Raw genomic sequence first — 19,541 nt, forward strand, 5'->3', positions numbered from 1 at the left:
CTGAAATCAGAGGCTTTTTCTTTCGTAGCCTTAAGTCAACAGACAGGCATTAATGCTCGCGGGTGGCGCGGAAGTCCACCTCTGGGAAACGCTCTTTCGCCAGATTGAGGTTCACCATAGTCGGTGCGATGTAAGTGAGGTTATCACCACCATCCAGCGCCAGGTTCACTTCATTCTTGCGGCGAAATTCCTCGAATTTCTTGCCGTCAGCACACTCGACCCAGCGTGCCGTTGCCACGTTAACGCTCTCGTAAATAGCTTCGACGTTGTATTCCGCTTTCAGACGGGCCACTACTACGTCAAACTGCAGCACACCGACTGCGCCGACGATCAAATCATTGTTGAGCAGCGGACGGAACACCTGCACCGCCCCCTCTTCCGACAGCTGCACCAGGCCTTTCAGCAATTGTTTCTGCTTCAGCGGATCGCGCAGGCGGATACGGCGGAACAGCTCGGGAGCAAAGTTCGGGATACCGGCAAATTTCAGGCTTTCACCTTGGGTAAAGGTATCGCCGATCTGAATCGTCCCGTGGTTATGCAGACCAATGATGTCACCGGCATAGGCGGTTTCAGCACGGGAGCGGTCACCGGCCATGAAAGTCACAGCATCCGAAATGCTGATGTTCTTGCCGATACGGACATGGTTCATTTTCATGCCCTGGGTATAAGTGCCCGAGACAATGCGCATAAAGGCAATACGGTCGCGGTGTTTCGGGTCCATATTGGCCTGAATCTTGAACACGAAGCCGGAGAACTTCTCTTCCGTGGCTTCAACATCGCGCTCATTCGCCTGACGCGGCAGCGGCGCAGGTGCCCACTCAGTCAGGCCGTCAAGCATATGGTCAACACCAAAGTTACCCAGTGCCGTACCGAAGAATACCGGCGTCAGTTCCCCTTTCAGGAACAGTTCACGATCAAATTCGTGCGATGCACCCAGCACCAGTTCCAACTCTTCACGCAACTGACCGGCCAGATCCTCGCCAACAGCCGTATCCAGTTCAGGGTTGTCCAAACCTTTCACAATCCGGACTTCCTGAATAGTGTGACCCTGACCGGTGGCGTACAGAATGGTTTCGTCACGGTGAATGTGATAGACGCCTTTGAACTCTTTACCACAGCCAATCGGCCAGCTGACCGGCGCACAGGCAATGTTCAGCTCACTTTCCACTTCATCCAGCAATTCCATCGGATCGCGGATGTCACGGTCAAGTTTGTTCATAAAGGTCACGATAGGCGTGTCACGCAGACGGGTGACTTCCATCAGCTTACGGGTCCGATCCTCGACACCTTTCGCGGCATCTATCACCATCAGACAAGAGTCCACAGCGGTCAGTGTGCGGTAGGTATCTTCCGAGAAATCTTCGTGCCCCGGGGTATCGAGCAGGTTGACCAGACACTCGTTGTACGGAAACTGCATCACAGAGGTAGTGACCGAGATACCACGCTCTTTTTCCATTTCCATCCAGTCCGACTTAGCGTGCTGGTTAGAGCCGCGGCCTTTGACCGTACCGGCACGCTGCAAGGCGTTTCCGAACAGCAGGACTTTTTCAGTAATGGTGGTTTTACCCGCATCCGGGTGAGAAATGATGGCAAACGTGCGGCGTTTACCCACTTCAGTTAAAAAAGACATATTCAGTGAAGATCCAGTTATCGAATTAAGTCAGCCCAGGCGAGGTAGGTTAAAACGCAGCGCCCGGTATGTCAGTTGAGTCTTGCCCGGAACAAGCCGGGTGATGGCTGATTAACCTGTGGTTACATCCTGGCCTCTGTTTGCTCTTCTGTGCCGTAACAGGCAGTAGGGAATGACTTGGGTATATGATGGCGGAATTATACGCAAAGTCTGCGCAAAGAAACAGTCACTCGCCACTCAAGCTGCTTCCGATGCGCGAACCAGGCAGAATAACTGAACGAAAATCGGCGACAAGACGGGCAAAACCCTCCTGCCGCCGCGAGTTCGACACTAACTGAACCGTCTGTTTCTAACCGGCAATCTTTACCCATACCTGGGGAAAGCCCGGGTGTTCGGTCTGCAGATTAATGCTGTACAGCACATCGTTATCGACCACAGTGTCAGCATAAGCCCGGGACAGCGGTAACTGACAGCCGTTGTTGCCTGCCACTGTCATCACCCGGACAGTTTCCAGCGAAGCCGATGCCGAAAAGCGCGCACCAGACTCACAGTGCAGACCGGCAATACTGGCATTGCCCTGTTCATCCAAACTCAGTGTGTAAAGCTGTCCGTCCCAGACCGCCTGGTACTGGCCTGCCACAAAGCCAGCGTGTTGAGCAGACGACGAATCGGCGGCCAGGCGAGTTGTGCCTTCAGGGGTGTCACACACGAAGACATTTTGTTGTGCCTGACACTGATACTGTAATTCGGCAAAATAATAGCCAGTTTGCCCCTGCTCACCCGTTGGTTTTTCCGCCAGAAATGAGCTTTGGTGCTCCCTGTCATCCCACAAGGTCAGTAACGGCAGCCGACCGCTTTCAGCGATGAGCTGCACCTCAACCAGATTGCCGGCGGTATCTTGAGCCACAGCGCGATACACCCCGCTCAGCGCAGCCTGGCCGGTATCTGTAGCGCCACTCTCTTTACCACTGTCTGCGCTGCTGTCCTTGTCTGAGCGATTACACCCCGCCAGAAAAAGCCCCAGCATCAGGCACAGAAGACGTGAATAGTTTCTCATAGCAGCCTCCTAGTTCAGACCCAGCAAACGCTGCTCAGTCAGTGACACCTTGGCTCGCGCCGCCTGGACATTACCGTCTATGGTACTGATTGTGATATAGCCCGCCTTCACCGCATTGCCTTCCGAGTTGGCGTTGGTATCTCCGGCATCCCCCATGCTGAACGACAGCCCTTGCTTACCCTGCATCGCCGTCTGCGCGGTGGCCTTGGCAGTGGCCTGATCCATGCCGCCCGCCATCAGTTTTTGCACCATATAGCCAATCAGCACCGCATCGCCTGACAGATCGTCGCTGAACTTGAACTCAATACCGCCGCCGTTCCAGCCAACATCGGTAAACTTATAGCCCAGATTATTGGCCATCTCTTCCGGGGTATTGATATTCAGGCCGGTGTAAGCCGGTAACAAGGGTGAACCGGATGGGCGGCTGCTGGCCAGCTTAGCCACCACCTCGACCACGGTATGCGCCACCCGCTCAGACTGATCGGCATCGTGTGCGGTATTTTCATTGGCACTGACCGCTATCGCCGGGATCCCGCGGCTCAGTGCAATCATGGTTGCCCCCAGAGTGCCTGAGTTGTTATTCATGAAGCCCAGGTTGTTCCCCTCGTTGGGGCCGGAGATCACCAGATCTGGTGCCTGACCCCAGAGACGCTGCGCGGCCACATCGATACCGTACAAAACCGCCATAACAGGCGTGCCTTCGGCGTAATCAGCAAACGCCACGCTGGTGTCTGTGTCACCGACGCAGAATTCCTGCTGTGCCGCTTTTGTTTCATCCACACTGACAGGTTTCAGGAAGGTCATCGCACCACCTTTACCGCTTTGTCCGGTACAGGGGGCAGACATGATCACACTATGCCCGGCGTCAATCAGGGCCGATTTCATGATCTGAATATTTTGCGTATCCCAGCTGTCGTCGTTGGTCAGCACAATATTCAGGGCCATCACTGGCGCACTGATCACAGTGGCAGATAGCAGGCTGGCGGTCAGCATTTTTTCCATGGTGCGTTTCATCGTTATTCCTATTGTAAGTTCAACACATTCTCCCTGTCCCGGGAGGCTGCGCTTACTGTTGCGAAATAAGATGACGGCTCTGTGACATCGGCGGCGATGGCAGAATTAGAGATATCTTTAAAATTTTAGCCAGCATTTTCAATGCTTTATACATCCTGCTTTGACAGACTGATTTTTTCTGGCGATATCTTCAAACGGTATTCGGTCTGGGGATTGTCGCCCGGTTTCCGGCTTTCAAAGAGACAATCCTCCGCGACTTCCTCACCTGTGACAGCTGACAGTGCTTCCTTGATTTTGCTGCGGTTCTGATCGAGGGATTTGGCTTTCAGTCCGGCCTGTTCCAGCTCGCGAATAGCCCGTCCATGGCCGCCATAGTGATACATCAGCTCAAGCAGAGACTGCGCCAGCACCGGGTCCGGTTTATTGGAAGGCGGATTTCTGACCCATCCGCCGTCTGTCTCATCGCGCCGTTTGCCGGCATACCATAATAAGTACAACGCCGGGGTGACGGACAAGGCCAAGGGTATGCCAGCCAGTGTCACCTGAACTTTGCCGCCGGTCAGATCAAAGTGCAGCTCTGGGGGCTGGCTGGCACGCGCCAGCAAAGACACCACACATTGCTGCGGCGAACTGAATGTTGCCCGGTTTGTGCTGATAAGCGCCCGCAAAATCACCGGATTGACCTGGCGGTTGGGATAAGCCTGCCGGAAATGGAGCACGCCCGCTTTGACTGCCGAGCGTTTCAGCAAGCCGTCCTGCTGGCCTGCGGCCGCACTTGGCTGTAAGAAAAGCGCCATCAGCACTCTGTCTTCTGCTTTAAGCGGCTGGCCGATGAGGTGCCAGCCTGCCACAGTGAGCAATGCCAGCCCCAGACTGAGGCTCAGCCAGGGCAGCCAACTTATCCGGCAATCAATGTCCAGCCAGGTTTGCTGCGCCCCCTGCGCAGCGATCAGCCAGGTCATGGTCCAGGGTAACCAGCGGCTGTTTTCTGCCGATATCTGCTCCCCCTGAGCTCCAAACTGGTAAATATGGCTGTGACATTGCTGGATCTGAGACGACAGCCTGTTGCCCGATACGGCATCCAGCTCACCTTCCAGCCGCCGGATCAGAATAACTTCCAGTGCTTCAGGTAACTGGTAATCCGCACTGTCCTGCCAGGCCTCAGCCATCACAGGCTGCACTCTGTCAGAGATGATCTGCAGATATTCCTGATAGCGGCCGAATGAAGATACCAGCGCAATGGCCAGGGCGTAGAACACCACCAGCCACATCAGAGGCAAACAGTGAATTCGTTTCATGGGTAATAACCTGAGTAGCAGCTTTATCGCAAAGACGACAACCCGTCTTTAATGGCGATTATGGATTGAGGTGAAGATACGCGAGAGCTGGCATACCAGGCACCGGAGTATACCTGGCTGGCGATCATGACTTTGGACAGCACTGCAGAAGATTGCGACAGCGTGCTGAAACTCGTGTCCGCAACGACATCAACCTGACCGGCCAGCAATGCCTCAGCCAAGGCTTGCCGCGACGGGTAAAAAGCAATGTGCACCGAATCCGCCGCCAGTTGCAGGCTGTTCAGCTGATTCATGGGTAGCTGATAACCGGAAAGACTGAACGGATCATCCAGCAGCCCCAGAGTCAGCTGGGTAAAATCGTCTTTAGTGCCCCGAAAATCTGCCGATCTGGCGTACCAGTAAACATCATAGCTGGGTAAGATCAGCACTGGCTGATAGTAATCCAGATAGCTCGGACTCATGCCGTTCAGCACATAATCCCGCCCCCACATGACATCGTAAAACTGACTGTAAATCTGCGCCGGAACGAACTCGCTGCGCGATTGCCAGAACACGCTGACACCAGCATACGCGCTCTGAATGGCAGGTTGCGAACACAGTTTTTTCAGTATCGGCAGTGCCAGCTGGTGTACCGGAGTAAAGACCCGCAGCGGTTCGGTTGCGCTCGTCCGCCCCTGGGCTGCGCCAATATCACGACAAGACACCTGATTGTATGCTGACATCGTCGCGACCGGCGACACCGGACTGAGACTCCAGACCAACAGCAATAGCACAGCCAGCACCACGGCTGACTGCGCCCCGAAATACAATAATTTTCCCCGCCATTGCTGCTCAATGAACGAGTGAAGCTTTACCACCCATTGAGCCGTGAATAGCCGGGTTTGACGCTTTACTGCATCCATGCCTGTTCATACCCGCATCCCTTTGCTGCAAGCAGCATAAACAGCCACTGTGATATTTGTATGACAGCCTATTCAGTGCCGTACAATGTGGCTGCTTTGGTCAGCAGCCAGTGTAACGACTTAGGCAAGCGCTCCGGTTCAAGGCTGTCCAGCAGATTCTTTACCGCCAGACCGAGCTCAGTATCTCCCGCCATCATTAACCGGCGCTGGAAGAAAAGCGTATCAGGATCCACCTTACGGGCGGCTATACGTATCAAATCCTGGCTGCTGGCTTTCATCAGCGCATTTGGTGCCGGAACAGAGGGTAACACCACCAGCCTTCCGGAATTCAGTGTGAGGGTGAACGACCAATCCAGATCTTCTATCGTGATCGTCACCGTCTGATCGGCCAGAAAATCCAGTTCACCGTCGGATAGCACCTCTTTGAACACCACAGCCAGCGCCTGTTCTATCAGTCTCTTATGGACAAAAAACGGTGTCAGCCTGCAATGGTATTTCAACAACTGCGGTGCCAGTTCAGGTAAGCCCGGCAAAGTCTGCAAATACACTGTGAATCCCTCTTCCAACATTGTGATGGCATCAGCTTACGGGAAATCAAGACGGCACTTACTGCGATACATCAATAACCCGGACAAGCGCAGTTCACCCCAAAGGGGTATAGCGGTTAAAAACGAGAAAAAACCTGCGTGATATCAAGATCGTCTCCCGCCAGCTTTTTATGATGTCCCCTTCTTTCGACACTCAAGGAGCCCAGGTATGGAGCTGCTCTGTCCGGCCGGCAATTTACCCGCACTCAAGACCGCCATCGATAATGGCGCCGATGCGGTCTACATCGGCTTCAAAGATGACACCAATGCCCGCCATTTTACCGGCCTGAACTTTGACGGCCGACGACTCGAACAAGCCGCAGACTATGTCCGCCAGCACAACCGGAAACTGCATGTTGCCCTCAACACCTTTGCCCATCCCGACGGTTTCAGCCGCTGGCAGCAGGCTGTCGATAAAGCCGCCGCACTGGGCGTCGATGCCCTGATTGTGGCTGATATCGCGGTCCTGGACTATGCCGCCCGCCGCTATCCTGAGCTGGAACTGCACCTGTCGGTTCAGGCCTCGGCTACCAACACAGAAGCCATTGCGTTTTACCGTACTCACTTCAACGTAAAGCGGGTCGTACTGCCTCGCGTGCTGTCTATCCACCAGGTAAAACAGCTTGCCCGCCATAGCGAGGTCGAGCTTGAAGTCTTTGCATTTGGCAGTTTGTGTATCATGGCTGAAGGCCGGTGTTATTTATCCTCTTATCTGACCGGTGAGTCGCCAAACACAGCCGGAGCCTGCTCTCCGGCTAAATTTGTCCGCTGGCAGGAAACCGGGGACGGACTGGAATCACGTCTGAACGGTATTTTGATTGACCGTTACCGTCAGGATGAGAAAACCGGCTATCCCACCTTATGCAAAGGGCGATTTGATACGCAAGTAAACGGACTGAACCAGAGAGGACATGTTCTGGAGGCGCCGACCAGCCTCAATACCCTCAGTCTGCTTCCTGAGCTGTTCAGGACAGGGGTTGCCTCGGTCAAAATTGAAGGCAGACAACGCAGCCAGGCTTATGTCGAGCAAGTGACCCGAACCTGGCGGCAGGCGATCGACAGTTACCAGGCCAATCCCGATGCCTATCAGGTTCAGCAGCAATGGGACAACACGCTCAGTCGTCTGTCGGAAGGGGCACAAACCACACTGGGCGCTTACCAGCGACAATGGCAATAACAGGAGAGAAACATGAAATATTCATTGGGGCCGCTGCTCTACTTCTGGCCTAAAACGGATGTCGACTCTTTCTATCACGCCGCCCGGCGCAGTGACGCCGATATTGTGTATCTGGGCGAAACCGTTTGTGCGAAGCGGCGGCTGATGAAGCCCGCCGACTGGCTAGTATTGGCCCGGGAACTGGCAGCCGCAGGCAAAGAGGTGGTACTTTCCACACAAGCTTTGCTGGAAGCGCCCAGTGAGATCAATGTCATGAAAAAGTACATTGATAACGGCGAATTCAGTATAGAAGCGAATGATGTCTCTGCCATCCATCTCGCCCATCAGCAAAACGTCCCCTTTGTGGTTGGCCCGGCAGTCAATTGTTATAACGCGCAGACCTTACAGCTTTTTGTCAGACAAGGCATGACACGCTGGTGCATGCCTGTAGAGCTGTCACGGGACTGGCTGAATAACATTCTGCACGACTGTGCTGCAATGGGCATTCGTCACCGGTTTGAAACGGAAGTGTTCAGTTATGGCTATCTGCCGCTGGCCTATTCCGCCCGTTGCTTTACGGCCAGAGCGGAAGGCAAAGCCAAAGACGACTGTCAGACCTGCTGCATTCATTACCCGCAAGGCCTGGCCGCAAACAGTCAGGAAGGCCAGCGACTGTTCACCCTGAATGGTATTCAGACGCAATCCGGCTACTGTTATAACCTGATCAAGGATCTCGCAAGCATGGACGGACTGGTGGATGTGGTACGCATCAGCCCGATGGCAGAGGATATTCTGGCCACGCTCAGTGCATTCAAACAGGCCGAATTAACAGGAACCACCTGCCCGGTGACGGATCACATCCACTGTAACGGTTACTGGCACCGCCTTGCAGGACTGGACATCCAACCCAGCTAGAGTAGTTAATAACTTAGGACTGTCTGGCCTGTGCCCTACGGCCTTGATGCGCTAGCGTGTGTCCAGCAGGGCCAGCAGTTCCTCGCAGGTTCCTGTCTCGCCCAGACGGGGGAAAATGCGTTCCAGCGAATTATGGTGGGCATACACATTCACATCTGTCATGGCATCGGTACATAAGGAGACATTCAGCCCGAGTTCATACGCCTGACGGGCGGTTGATTCCACACCGATACTGGTTGCGATACCGACCACCACAACCTGGGTTACGGACAAGGCGCTGAGTGTTTCTTCCAGGCCAGTATGGCTGAACGCGCCCCAGCATCGCTTAGTGATACAGATATCATTCGCCAGCGGCGTCATTGCCGGTACCAGTTCCGCCCAGTCGCTGGCAGGTGTGCCTCCGGCACGGGGCTGCTCTGTACGTCCGGGGGCACTGCCAGCCACATTCACCAGTACAACCGGTAACTGATGGCAGCGAAACGCCTCTGCCAGCCGGGCGGCATGTTTCACGACGACTCCTGCATCATGCGCCAGGGGAAGCCCCACGATGCCTTTTTGCAGATCAATCACAATCAATGCAGTGCGACTATCCAACTGTGTAAGCGGCATATCACCACTCCTTAAAATTTTACTTACCGATACACTATAGTGTCGAAAACGTCAGCGATGCTGAATAAGTCATTCAAAACAAAAAACGGCCCTTTAAAAAGGGCCGCGTTTCTGCTCTCAGTCTTGCATTTCAGTCGCCAAATCGGCACTCTCCGAGCTCGGTAGCTTCAGGTATTTAAGTACAACCAACACCACAGCCAGCACAGTCACCGCAACGCCCAGGCTGACCAGCTGTACACTTTGCGTAAAAGCAATCGACGCAGACTCGAGCAGAGAATCTGCCCACTCACTGTTCAAAGTCTGGCTCACTGCGTATGCCCCGGGTAAGGTTTCTTTTGCCTGCATAGCCACAGACACATCAATACCTGCAGGTGCCACAAAATTCGCACGATATAACCAGGCTACCGCGCCACCAATAAGGGTAGTACCTAACACCACACCGGCTTCATAAGCTGTTTCACTTACGGAAGAGGCACTGCCGGCACTGTCTGGCGGAACCGAAGACAGAACCAGGTCATTGGTCACAGTCGTAATAGCTGCCACCCCAATATTCAATAATGCAAACGCGACTGCAATTGTCAGCATCGAAATATCAAACAGAGCGAAAACCATAAACGCTACGCCGGCTAATACCAGACAAAACGCAATCACCCGGTTGGGTGCGATACGCTGTACAACCGGGACAACAGCCATCCCAGCGACAATCGCTAACACCTGCCCCGGTACTAGATTCAGGCTGGCCACTAACGGGGAGCTGCCTAGTACAATTTGCATCAGCTGTGTTGCAAGGTAGATAAATCCGATAAGCAGTCCCAGGCTGACCAGATTCACCGCAATTGACACTGAAAATGCCGGGATGGTGAACAACTTGAGATCCAGCAAGGGATCTTTTAATGCCAATTGCCGGCGTACAAACAGCACACCAAACACCAGACCGCAGATAAAGGTCGAGATAGCCAATGCATCTATGCCTTCCGTCGCACCATGTTTCAGCGCAAACATCAGGCTCACCATAGCCACCAGACTTAAAGTAATGCTCCAGTAGTCAATGCTGAATGCAGGTTGCTTCTCCGATTCAGGAAGACAGAAAGGTGCAAAAAGTATGACTGGTGCTAAAAATGGCAATGCGACTAAGAATACAGATTGCCAATCGTAATACTGCAGTAACACACCGCCCACCAAAGGACCCAGCGCCGAGCCAATTGTCAGGCACGTTGCCCAAACGGCCACAGCTATGCGTCTTTCTTCTCTGTCTTCAAACGCCGAACGAATCAAAGCCAAGGTGGCAGGTAAAATCATCGCCCCGAAGAAACCCAGCACCGCTCGACCAGCAATCAGATGCCAGGCCTGCTGAGAAAACACGACAACCAGAGATACAGCGGCAAAACCGCTACAGCCGATAAACAGCATTTTCCTGTGGCCGAGTCGATCACCGGCTCCCCCCATAGTGACCAGCAGTCCGGCCAGGACAATGGAATAAGCATCAATAATCCACAATTGCTGAGCCGCGGAAGGGCTCAGTGCAGACGCGATACGCGGTAATGAAAAGTTCAGAATGGTGTTATCGATAGTCACCAAAAGTACTGGCAGCATAATGACAAACAGTGCCAGTGCTTTTGAGCGATCTTTCAAAATAGCAACCAGTGGATTAGCGGCTGAGCTCATCTTGTCCTCCCGTGTTAAGAGTCATTAATGTCTGAAAAATACACTCTGCCTCTTTCTCAGATTGAGGCAGTATTTCCTTTAAATGTTGTTTGGAATCATCCAACTGAGAGACAAAGGCCGAAAAATCATTGCTTTCTACCTGCGTATTTAATATTGAGAGTGAAGCCATCAGCTTGTCGCGCTGCTTACTGGCAGCTTGGTTATAGGCTTGGATATCCCAGTAGGTTTCAGGCTCATTGGCGAGGATCCTGGCCGCCAAGCTTAATAATGTTTTCATGGGAGGCGGAGCGATTTGGTAGATAACCTTGATATCACAGCCTTCGTCAACTAAGGCTGTCAGGAAGGACAGAATTGCAGCATGCGGCAACGCCTGACAAAGCGCCATGTTGTTATCATGATCGCTTGGATTCATCTGCGAGACATCCATTCCCTGTCTGGCGAACAGTGCCGACATCATGGCTCCCGCTTGGCTCTGAACCTGTTCGCAAACGATGACCGGACGTCCGTGACAAGCCAGTTTGGGTGAAAACATGGGATTCACCCCGACAACACTGACGGACGGCAGGCAATCTGCCGCGATCTGATGGAATGGCACCTGTACCGAGCAGGTATTAACGACGACATCCACAGACGTCAATAACGGTGCGTAAACCGCCAAAGACGCTGCTGCTACCGATTCAGGCAGAGCAAAAACCACACCAGAAGCCGCTTTTATCTTTTCTGTCAGTACGGGATCAAGATGCCGTACATCGCAGATAACATAATCCACCTTGTATGCGGGCGCAACTTGATCAGCCACAGTAACCGAATAGCCTTCAGACTCAAGAAGTGTTGCCATGAATTGTCCAACGACACCCGCACCACCGAATATTACATATTGGCTCAATGTTTTGTCTCCGTGCTTGCTGTTAAGGAATAAAACGGCACACTGGCTTTCACTAAGGTTTCTTCCATCTCTTCAACGGGAGAAGAAGCAGAAACGATTGCCCCGCCAATGCCAAATTCTGCCATCCCCTCTTTCACCACTGCGGTTCGAATAACAATGCTTAAATTCGTGCATCCATTCATCCCAACCCAACCCAGGCTTCCGGCGTAGATTCCCCGGGCGGAAGATTCCAGACCATCGATAATATCCATAGTGCGCCGCTTGGGTGCTCCGGTCATTGATCCGCCCGGAAAACACGCTTTAATTGCATTAAACGTTCCGATATTGGGTTTGAGCTGCCCTTCAATCGTTGATACCAGTTGGTGGACCGAACTGTAGGTTTCAATATCAAAAGCTTTGGGTACATGTACCGTCCCGGGGGTACAGATACTATTCAGATCATGCCTGACCAAATCAATGATCATCAGATTCTCTGCCCGATCCTTTTCAGAGCAAGCCAGCTCGTGCTTCAAGACCTCATCCTGTGCCTCCGTCTTTCCTCTGGGGCGGGTGCCCTTAATTGGCTTGGATGTCACTGTACGATTCGAATCAATTTGCAAAAATGTTTCAGGTGAAGCGCTTAAGATCGCAAAATCGGGCGTTTTCATATAAGCCCCATAAGGTACGGGGCTTGCCGAACGCATCTTCATATAGGCGGAAAGCTCGTCTTCGCTAAATGGCAGACGCGCCCGGTTTGTCAGGCATATTTCATAAGATTCGCCGTCCCGGATTTCTTTCAGACAACGATGAATTTTATCGATATACACTTCCGCACTGTCTTCCAGCTCCAGCGACTGCTCAGGCACTGGTCCAGGCTGAAACGATAACGCACCTTGCTGAGGGCTCTGTTGTGCGGCTTCCAGAGAAAACGTCATCGGCTCCCCCCATAGATGACAGAGGTAAGCAGTTTGCTCTTGATGATCAAAAATCAGTAAATTCTGAGGTAAAAAAAACAGCGCATCGGGTGTGGAAGAACGGTGGTTATTGTTACTGCCCATCAGGGCTTTCAGTTCATAGCCCAAATAACCAACCAGCCCGCAACCATAGGGCATCAGTGCCTCAGTTTCTGAATCTGGTTTCAGAAAGGCTACAATGCGATCCATCAGCTCAAAATAATCCCCCTGGATATCACTGTCCCCGCAGGGGCCACTCAGATGTAATGTGCGTGTACCGACCTCATAGCGAAACACAATGGCTTCATCGGGCTGTCCACTGCCCATTAACGAATACCTGGCAGACCGCGCATCAGCCATTTCACTATCGAGCCAAAATGCAGATGTTTTGCCCGAAAAGTAACGCGAAAAAATGTCAGAGACACTCATCGTCATTTTCAGGGGCTCATAGTTCACTCCCAATGAAAATGTACCCGCCGCTTCTTTGATAACACGATGTATTTCATTGTCGGCATCAGAATCGCAACCAGCCGGTTCACCGCGATTAATCATGTTAATGAAATTACCAATCAGAGTGTGTCCATACTCTGATTCAATCGACTCCGGATGGAACTGGACTCCCCATATCGGTTTTTCGCGATGCGCAATGCCCATGATTAACCCGTCTGCTGTGCGGGCCGTAACGTCAAGGCAATCGGGAACCTCCGTACATATCAGGGAGTGATAGCGGACCACATTAAACGACTGGGGGATGCCAGAAAACAAGCCTTCGCCATTATGAATAATCTGGCTTTTATAGCCATGAACCGGTGATGGCGCATGGGAGACATGGCCGCCAAATCTGGTATTTATCCCTTGATGTCCCAGGCAAATACCCAAAATTGGAATGCTGCATTTATCAATGACTTCACCGCATACGCCAAAATCTTCGTCACAGGCAGGGTGCCCCGGGCCAGGTGAAAGAATAACACCCGAAAAAAAATCAATATTCAATGAAGCGTATGATGCAGAGTTCGGTACTACCGTCGGCATGATCCCTGTCAGTTCGAAAACATACTGAGAAATATTATTCGTAAAGGAATCGTAATTATCAATGATCAGAATATTCATGGTTCACTTCTCTTTGACTTCTGACAAGGCTTTTATTATGACAAGTTCCTCTTCACAAGTTTCATGGATAATACGTTCAAAAATATCCTCAATGTAAGACGGATTTAACTGATAGTTCGCTGAGAGCGATTTCATTTTATTCAACGTGAATTCGACTCTGCCTTTTTGCATCATTGGAATGTTTTCTCGGGCTTTAACGTTCGCAATTGTCCGACAAATCTCCATACGGTTTGCCAGTAACGCAATGATCTGTTCGTTAATTACATCCAGCTTATCTCTGTAAGGTTTTAATTCACGAACCACAACGTCATCATTCATCTGATTATTAACAACCATGCCATTACCTTCGACTTAAACTTCAAATAAAGAACGCATAACAACCAACGTACACCAACATTAAAAAGACGTTTGATTCCAGGTTGGTTGTTACTTCCAGGATTTATTATCAAATCACCCGATAAGGGCATTTAACTTATTGGCCAGATAATCAATTTGCTCGTGGCTATGATTGGCTGAAATGGCAAAACGTAACATCGCTTTATTGGTTTCTACGATAGGATAAAAAACAGGAAACATAATTAACCCGGATTCCCGTAAAGCTGTCGCGGCCGTTAAACCTTGCTGTTCACTAGCAAAGTAAGCGCCTCTGATTGGTGCTCTCTGTCCGGAGTTCATCATTACGCTTTCAACTTTCTCATCGAATCTGTTGATGTTTTGCCATAATGCAGCTTGTAATTCATCTATTTCAGAAGAAAGATGGATCTTTGCGGCAGCAACATTCGCCGCCTGAAGCGGGACGGGTACGGTATGGCCAAATACAAGCGGGTTCGCTAATGCCTTAAGCTGTTCATTATTATAATCTTTGCGCAGAACAATGAAACCGCCGGCACCACCAAAAGCCTTACTTAATGACCCGGCTATTAATGTATTATCAGGTAAGCGGTGTTCAAGATTCTCATACGCGTAGCCTGCACCGTATTTTCCTGAAATAGAAATACCGTGTGCATCATCAACATATAAATATCCTTCGTATTGATTGAGCAATTCAGATAGCGCTCTGACAGGAAGTAATCCTGACATCGAACCGACACCATCAATCAACAATATAGGTGTTACTCGCTCAAGCTGACATTGCTTTAATGTTGTCGTTAACGATTCCGTATCATTCGTATCAACACGTACGACCTGCCCAAACTGACCAAGTAATCCACGCAACACCTGCATTGAAGCATGAGCCGTTTTATCAACCAGCCAGCGAACCGCTGATTTAGTCGGGTAAAGGTGCATATTGCCACTACCCAATAAAGGTAAAACACCTAAATGCGCATTACTGGTCGAAGTAAACACAGTGACTGAGTTACCCTGATACATCTCCTGCAACAGGTTTTCCAGTTGTGGCAAGTACACAGGACTCATCGCACTCCGGCTTGCCGATAAATGTATACCAACATGATGAAGTGCCTGATATGCCGCCTCTATTAATAATGGATGGGACTCCAAACCTAAGTAAGAGCAAGAAATGAATTCTGTGTATAACTTTCCATCATCCAAAATAACTTGCTTACCACAACGTTCCGTCACAATAAAAGAGGTTAATCCCTCTCCGGAGGCCTGTTCGAAAGCATCCGTTGTACGGGTACTACGGATGGACATCCAATTGCTGTCATGCAATTGTTCTTTATTAACACTCGTCATTTTTTTGTACCTACTGTCATCACTGCTGGCCCAGTCTGATCAGAAAAAAGGGGATCGGTATGAGTGAGCACAGACTCAAACTGATATCGGGAGAATAGGTCTTGCACCATAGGTATTTGTGACTCCCCGTGTTCGACAATCACAGTACCGCCAGGCTTCAGTACAATCTCTGCAAGACGCAATGAGGCGTCGATAATCTCGCTGCCATCTTGGCCTGAGTAAATGGCATTTTCCGGGTGATATTTTCCCCACTCAGGCAATAAGCTCTCTGATTCAGGGACATAAGGAGGATTCGATATCACAACATCCACACTTTGACTCTTATCCAGAAAAAATGTGAGGTCGGTAATGTCTTTTTTCAGTGCAACGACGCTGCCTTCATCCGCGAGACGATGAATATTACGGCACAGATACTGATACGCAGTTTCATCATTTTCCAAACAATAAACCGTTGCATTCCGGTATTGCCGCCATGCTGATATACCGATAGCCCCCGTTCCCGAGCACAAATCGTAAATAACCGCCTCGGACTCAGCGTGGAGCTGTGTTTTTAGCCATTCAAGCAGCATTGCGCTTTGCTGACGCGGTACAAATACCCCGGTTCCAACAACAAATCGGCAATCAATAAAGTCACTGTACCCAAGGATATGACCTAACGGGATACGATGTGCTCTTTCCTTCAGATCGGAGCGAAAGCAAGCAACATCAGATTCAGACAATACCTCATCAGACGATATATATTTCTTTGCTATCGCTTGAAAATCCCCATAAGGATCCCAGACGCCCGATGCAATCAGACTCTGGAGTTCATGCTGAAATGTCTGCTCAATTTGCGCTTGTTTCATGACCAAGCCTCATAATATTCCGCCAGACGGTCATACATCGACCGATAAAGATATGAGAAAGCGACCAGCTCTGGTGGCGGTGTATAGCTTGGGTGAAGGCTCTCAATGAGATCGGCATAATAGCCCGTCATGCCTTTGTCGAGTAACGGTAGCCAGTAGGGTTTGATATCCCAGCGGAATTCGTAACCGGTAGCAAACATTTGTTTTACCGTTTCTTTCACGGTTTCTTCACGAGATAAACCTGGTAATGGCTTCCGAATAGGCGAGAAGACATCCAGGTTTATTTCTGGCCGGTGACCCTGAATTTTATCGGCCATATAAGCAGCCAATAATGGTGACTGGTGCAATCCGTCACGGTAGGTTCCTGTCGCTAACCACAATCCTTTGAAATGACATTGTCCAATTAACGGATAACCGTCAGCAGGAATAGGCCGATTACCAACTTGAATGGCTTCCACTTCTGCGTCATTCAAATCAAGATGTAATTGGTCTAATGCGCAGTCCAGCAGAAACTGAACATCAGATATCAATGCGTTTTTCCTTGGTGACTCAGCCAAAATATTTGTCGCGCCTATATAAAGCAGATCTTTCTCTCTGGGTACACAATGTAAACCACAGGCAAAGGCTCTGTTTGGCGTTCTGATTACACTGTCAGGTACTTGATGCCCAGGCTTTAACCTCGCCAGAATAGAAACACCGTACCCTGCAAACATAGGAGGGATGCGTTTTTTAACTTCTGGATAAGCATCAAGCAAATCTAACGAATGCACACCGGCTGCAATCACAACATTGTCTGCCGATATTAAAGTGCCATCCGTTAATTTAACGCCAGTCGCCACATCAGCTTCTGTTAATATTTCGGCTGCATTTTCATTGATAATTTCTCCGCCTTTTCCCAGAAAAGCGGCATCCAGCTTTTCCAGCAGAAGATGTGAATTCACCGCATTTTCTGCTGGAATATATAAAGCTTGCATCGGGCGAACTAAATCATTGGCTTTAATCCAGGGAACGTTAGAGGCCGAGACTGTCTCATAAGGTTCGTTGTAACGCTGCAGTGTTGCCTCAATAGTTTCATAATTTACTGTATCAACCTCAGCCATACCCGCCGAGTTTAAAATAACATGAGTGCCTTTCGCTGTTAGGAGATCATCATGCATTCCAGATGCTTCTGATAACCTTTCAGACCAGTTTTCCCATCCACTTTTTGCCTTGATATCCATATCAACTTTCAGTCGGCCATACTCACTGCTGACTAACCCACTCGTGATTTCACCAAAACAACCGTTCATGGCACCCGCAGCCATAGATGCTGCATTTTCACGTTTTGTTTCACCTACCCTGACAACTTTTAAGCCGCGAGAAGCTAACTCAAATGCGATGGATCCACCAATAGCACCAGCGCCAACAACAATGGCATCATAATTCATCATTTATTTCCTTATTACTGTAAATTCCATTCAATAGAACGAATGTGATTATTCTGCTGAACATTATATTCAGGCAGTTGCTAACAATTAAGAAAGGAGAAGCGCTTCTGATTCAGGTAGCGAACGATAGAACAATAAACTTCCCTCAGTTTCAATAACATTTAAAAGTTTATTATCATCAAACTGTTCGACAGGAAAAGATAAGGCGATAAGTTTGTCTCTCCCTTTTTTAGTCACTTTACCCATTCGATTAAGCGTGACTCCTCTTCTCAAAAAATAGCGCTCTATCGCGACTGTCGTCACCGCGACCAATTGCTTAACACCATGCATTCCTGCGAGTTGCAACGAGAATTTTAAAATATCAAAAGGGAGAGATTCCAATTCATGTCCATATGCCGCAAAGCGTGATATTTCCCAAGTCGCTATATCTCTTGGTAGCTCACTGTCACATAAATAAGGAAATACATCTGAGAGTAAGTAAGGAGAGTAGGAGGGAATCAGCCTGGCACACCCTACAATTTTATCATTTTCATTATAGGCAATGACATACAGTGCAGACTCCGTGTCAAACTCATCGTTTTCAATCCCCTCTTCTAAAGAGGTAATATTAAGATCCCACTTGAGTTGCTTAATAAAAACATCATGGCGAAAACGCCCCAGATCATCTAATTCATTTTTATCGAAATTCAAAAATTGCGTGCATACCAACCGATACATGCTTTGACTGTCCCTATCAAAATCCACTTCTTTAGGCTATTCCCCATACTATAAAGCCCCAAATCATCTAGCAACTACCAAAAAATGGTAATAATCAGGTTAAATAATTCCTAACGCTGCTGAGTAAGCTGCAGCCAATGTACGATTGGTCGAGCCAAATTTTTTCTGGATATTTTTAATATGATAATTGACTGTGTTTTCTGAAATACCCAAAATATCAGAGATCGCATTTGAGCATTTACCATCAGCGATCCAGCGTAAAATTTCTTCTTCACGGTTGTTTAGATTAATTTCATTTTGACATAACAAGTCAGACTTTTCTTTGACACTGTTCTCTTCGATCAACTCAATCAGACAACGCATTTTTAGCTTTAACATCAGTTTATCATCACTGTTGATAAGCACATTACTTCGCGAAACCCCCAGCATACACAGCGAGTGATCCATGCTACGCAATGTTAATGTTGCACCAATATTTATCCCCCACTCTCTGGCTTCTTTGAAGATAAAATGTGTCTTTATATTGTGGTCATCCTGCCAGATGACAAACTGCCGATCACTGGCTCTGCTTGCAATCGAAGGATCTTGCTGACAATAGTGTTTGTCTTGATATCGCTTCAACCACGCCTCTGGGTATGTTCCATATACACATACTTTCGAGCGTGAGAAAGGCACAGCCTGTTTTTTACCGTATGCAAAGTTATCAAAGCCGAGTTTATTGACTTCCAGTGAAACACTATTAATAACATCATTGTTAGTAGTGCAAGATGAAAATGCAGCGTTTACAGACAACCACCAATTGATGAATCCTGTGTTTTTATCCATTTTCCTCTCCAAACAAGTCATATAAAGCACCAACTTCTACAACAGAGGAATACGTTTATCAAATAGATATTGTTTTAATATGTTTCACTTTGTTTCTAATTCAAGCCGATTGATTAATTCAACCTGACTCTCAATTTAATAAAATTACTCCTGTATCTTGATATTTTCATTTCCACACCTGAAACACCGCTCACTATTTACCATTAACTCAGTAATACATTTTTAAAAAATATTCATCATCGCAATACCCTCATCACCGGCCTTGGGGGTG

The 19,541-nt window shown here is 49.4% G+C and carries 18 protein-coding genes; 2 read left to right on the top strand and 16 right to left on the bottom strand.

Translation table 11 applies throughout. The features are described from left to right. Positions 1-49: 49 nt before the first annotated feature. The 6 genes from prfC to KCG43_RS03370 form a co-directional block, all read right to left on the bottom strand. The gene (prfC, locus tag KCG43_RS03345) at positions 50-1,630 is read right to left on the bottom strand and encodes a peptide chain release factor 3 (protein ID WP_218383330.1); all 1,581 of its coding nucleotides are present in this window, start codon (positions 1,628-1,630) and stop codon (positions 50-52) included. Between the two features lie 349 nt (positions 1,631-1,979). Then, positions 1,980-2,687, bottom strand: a complete 708-nt coding sequence (locus KCG43_RS03350) for a hypothetical protein (protein ID WP_218383333.1) — start codon at positions 2,685-2,687, stop codon at positions 1,980-1,982. Positions 2,688-2,696: 9 nt separating this feature from the next. Further along, entirely contained in the window at positions 2,697-3,701 is a 1,005-nt protein-coding gene (locus KCG43_RS03355) for a 5'/3'-nucleotidase SurE (protein WP_255557847.1), read from the bottom strand. 146 nt (positions 3,702-3,847) lie between these two features. Beyond that, the gene (locus KCG43_RS03360) at positions 3,848-4,999 is read right to left on the bottom strand and encodes a hypothetical protein (RefSeq protein WP_218383335.1); all 1,152 of its coding nucleotides are present in this window, start codon (positions 4,997-4,999) and stop codon (positions 3,848-3,850) included. A gap of 23 nt (positions 5,000-5,022) precedes the next feature. Further along, complete coding sequence (locus KCG43_RS03365; protein WP_218383337.1) at positions 5,023-5,901, bottom strand: hypothetical protein; 879 nt, start codon at positions 5,899-5,901, stop codon at positions 5,023-5,025. A 68-nt stretch (positions 5,902-5,969) separates the two neighbouring features. Further along, positions 5,970-6,449: an SCP2 sterol-binding domain-containing protein gene (locus KCG43_RS03370; RefSeq protein ID WP_218383339.1), complete on the bottom strand. Its 480-nt coding sequence runs from the start codon at positions 6,447-6,449 to the stop codon at positions 5,970-5,972. 208 nt (positions 6,450-6,657) lie between these two features. Between KCG43_RS03370 and KCG43_RS03375 the strand changes: the two genes are divergently transcribed. Together KCG43_RS03375 and KCG43_RS03380 are read left to right on the top strand one after the other, a co-directional pair. Further along, the gene (locus tag KCG43_RS03375) at positions 6,658-7,665 is read left to right on the top strand and encodes a peptidase U32 family protein (RefSeq protein WP_218383342.1); all 1,008 of its coding nucleotides are present in this window, start codon (positions 6,658-6,660) and stop codon (positions 7,663-7,665) included. A 12-nt stretch (positions 7,666-7,677) separates the two neighbouring features. After that, entirely contained in the window at positions 7,678-8,559 is an 882-nt protein-coding gene (locus KCG43_RS03380) for a U32 family peptidase (RefSeq protein WP_218383345.1), read from the top strand. A 51-nt stretch (positions 8,560-8,610) separates the two neighbouring features. On the opposite strand, the gene KCG43_RS03385 is transcribed toward KCG43_RS03380, so the two are convergent. The 10 genes from KCG43_RS03385 to KCG43_RS03430 form a co-directional block, all read right to left on the bottom strand. After that, positions 8,611-9,168 (bottom strand): isochorismatase family protein, encoded by a 558-nt coding sequence (locus tag KCG43_RS03385; protein WP_218383347.1) that lies wholly within the window; start codon positions 9,166-9,168, stop codon positions 8,611-8,613. Between the two features lie 117 nt (positions 9,169-9,285). Beyond that, positions 9,286-10,833, bottom strand: a complete 1,548-nt coding sequence (locus KCG43_RS03390) for an MFS transporter (protein ID WP_192015606.1) — start codon at positions 10,831-10,833, stop codon at positions 9,286-9,288. Next, positions 10,817-11,671, bottom strand: a complete 855-nt coding sequence (locus tag KCG43_RS03395; RefSeq protein WP_218383348.1) for a prephenate dehydrogenase dimerization domain-containing protein — start codon at positions 11,669-11,671, stop codon at positions 10,817-10,819. The genes KCG43_RS03390 and KCG43_RS03395 overlap by 17 nt, the downstream gene beginning before the upstream one ends. A 44-nt stretch (positions 11,672-11,715) precedes the next feature. Further along, on the bottom strand, positions 11,716-13,761 hold the full coding sequence (gene pabB, locus KCG43_RS03400) for an aminodeoxychorismate synthase component I (RefSeq protein ID WP_218383351.1): 2,046 nt from the start codon (positions 13,759-13,761) through the stop codon (positions 11,716-11,718). Between the two features lie 3 nt (positions 13,762-13,764). Continuing rightward, complete coding sequence (locus KCG43_RS03405) at positions 13,765-14,097, bottom strand: chorismate mutase (protein ID WP_192015603.1); 333 nt, start codon at positions 14,095-14,097, stop codon at positions 13,765-13,767. 114 nt (positions 14,098-14,211) lie between these two features. Then, positions 14,212-15,456: an aminotransferase class I/II-fold pyridoxal phosphate-dependent enzyme gene (locus KCG43_RS03410; RefSeq protein WP_192015602.1), complete on the bottom strand. Its 1,245-nt coding sequence runs from the start codon at positions 15,454-15,456 to the stop codon at positions 14,212-14,214. Continuing rightward, positions 15,453-16,301 carry a HemK/PrmC family methyltransferase gene (locus KCG43_RS03415; RefSeq protein WP_192015601.1) on the bottom strand — a complete coding sequence of 283 codons (849 nt, stop codon included), beginning with the start codon at positions 16,299-16,301 and terminating at the stop codon, positions 15,453-15,455. Before KCG43_RS03415 ends, KCG43_RS03410 begins: the two co-directional genes overlap by 4 nt. Continuing rightward, a complete protein-coding gene (locus tag KCG43_RS03420; protein WP_218383352.1) occupies positions 16,298-17,731 on the bottom strand; it encodes an FAD-binding oxidoreductase in 1,434 nt (477 codons plus the stop codon). The genes KCG43_RS03415 and KCG43_RS03420 overlap by 4 nt, the downstream gene beginning before the upstream one ends. Positions 17,732-17,815: 84 nt before the next feature. Continuing rightward, positions 17,816-18,445, bottom strand: coding sequence for an acyl-homoserine-lactone synthase (locus KCG43_RS03425; protein ID WP_192015600.1), 630 nt, complete (start codon positions 18,443-18,445; stop codon positions 17,816-17,818). Between the two features lie 99 nt (positions 18,446-18,544). After that, positions 18,545-19,270 (bottom strand): autoinducer binding domain-containing protein, encoded by a 726-nt coding sequence (locus tag KCG43_RS03430; protein ID WP_218383353.1) that lies wholly within the window; start codon positions 19,268-19,270, stop codon positions 18,545-18,547. Positions 19,271-19,541: the final 271 nt, after the last annotated feature.

The organism is Photobacterium sp. WH24 (genome assembly GCF_019204055.1).
GTDB lineage: Bacteria > Pseudomonadota > Gammaproteobacteria > Enterobacterales > Vibrionaceae > Photobacterium > Photobacterium arenosum.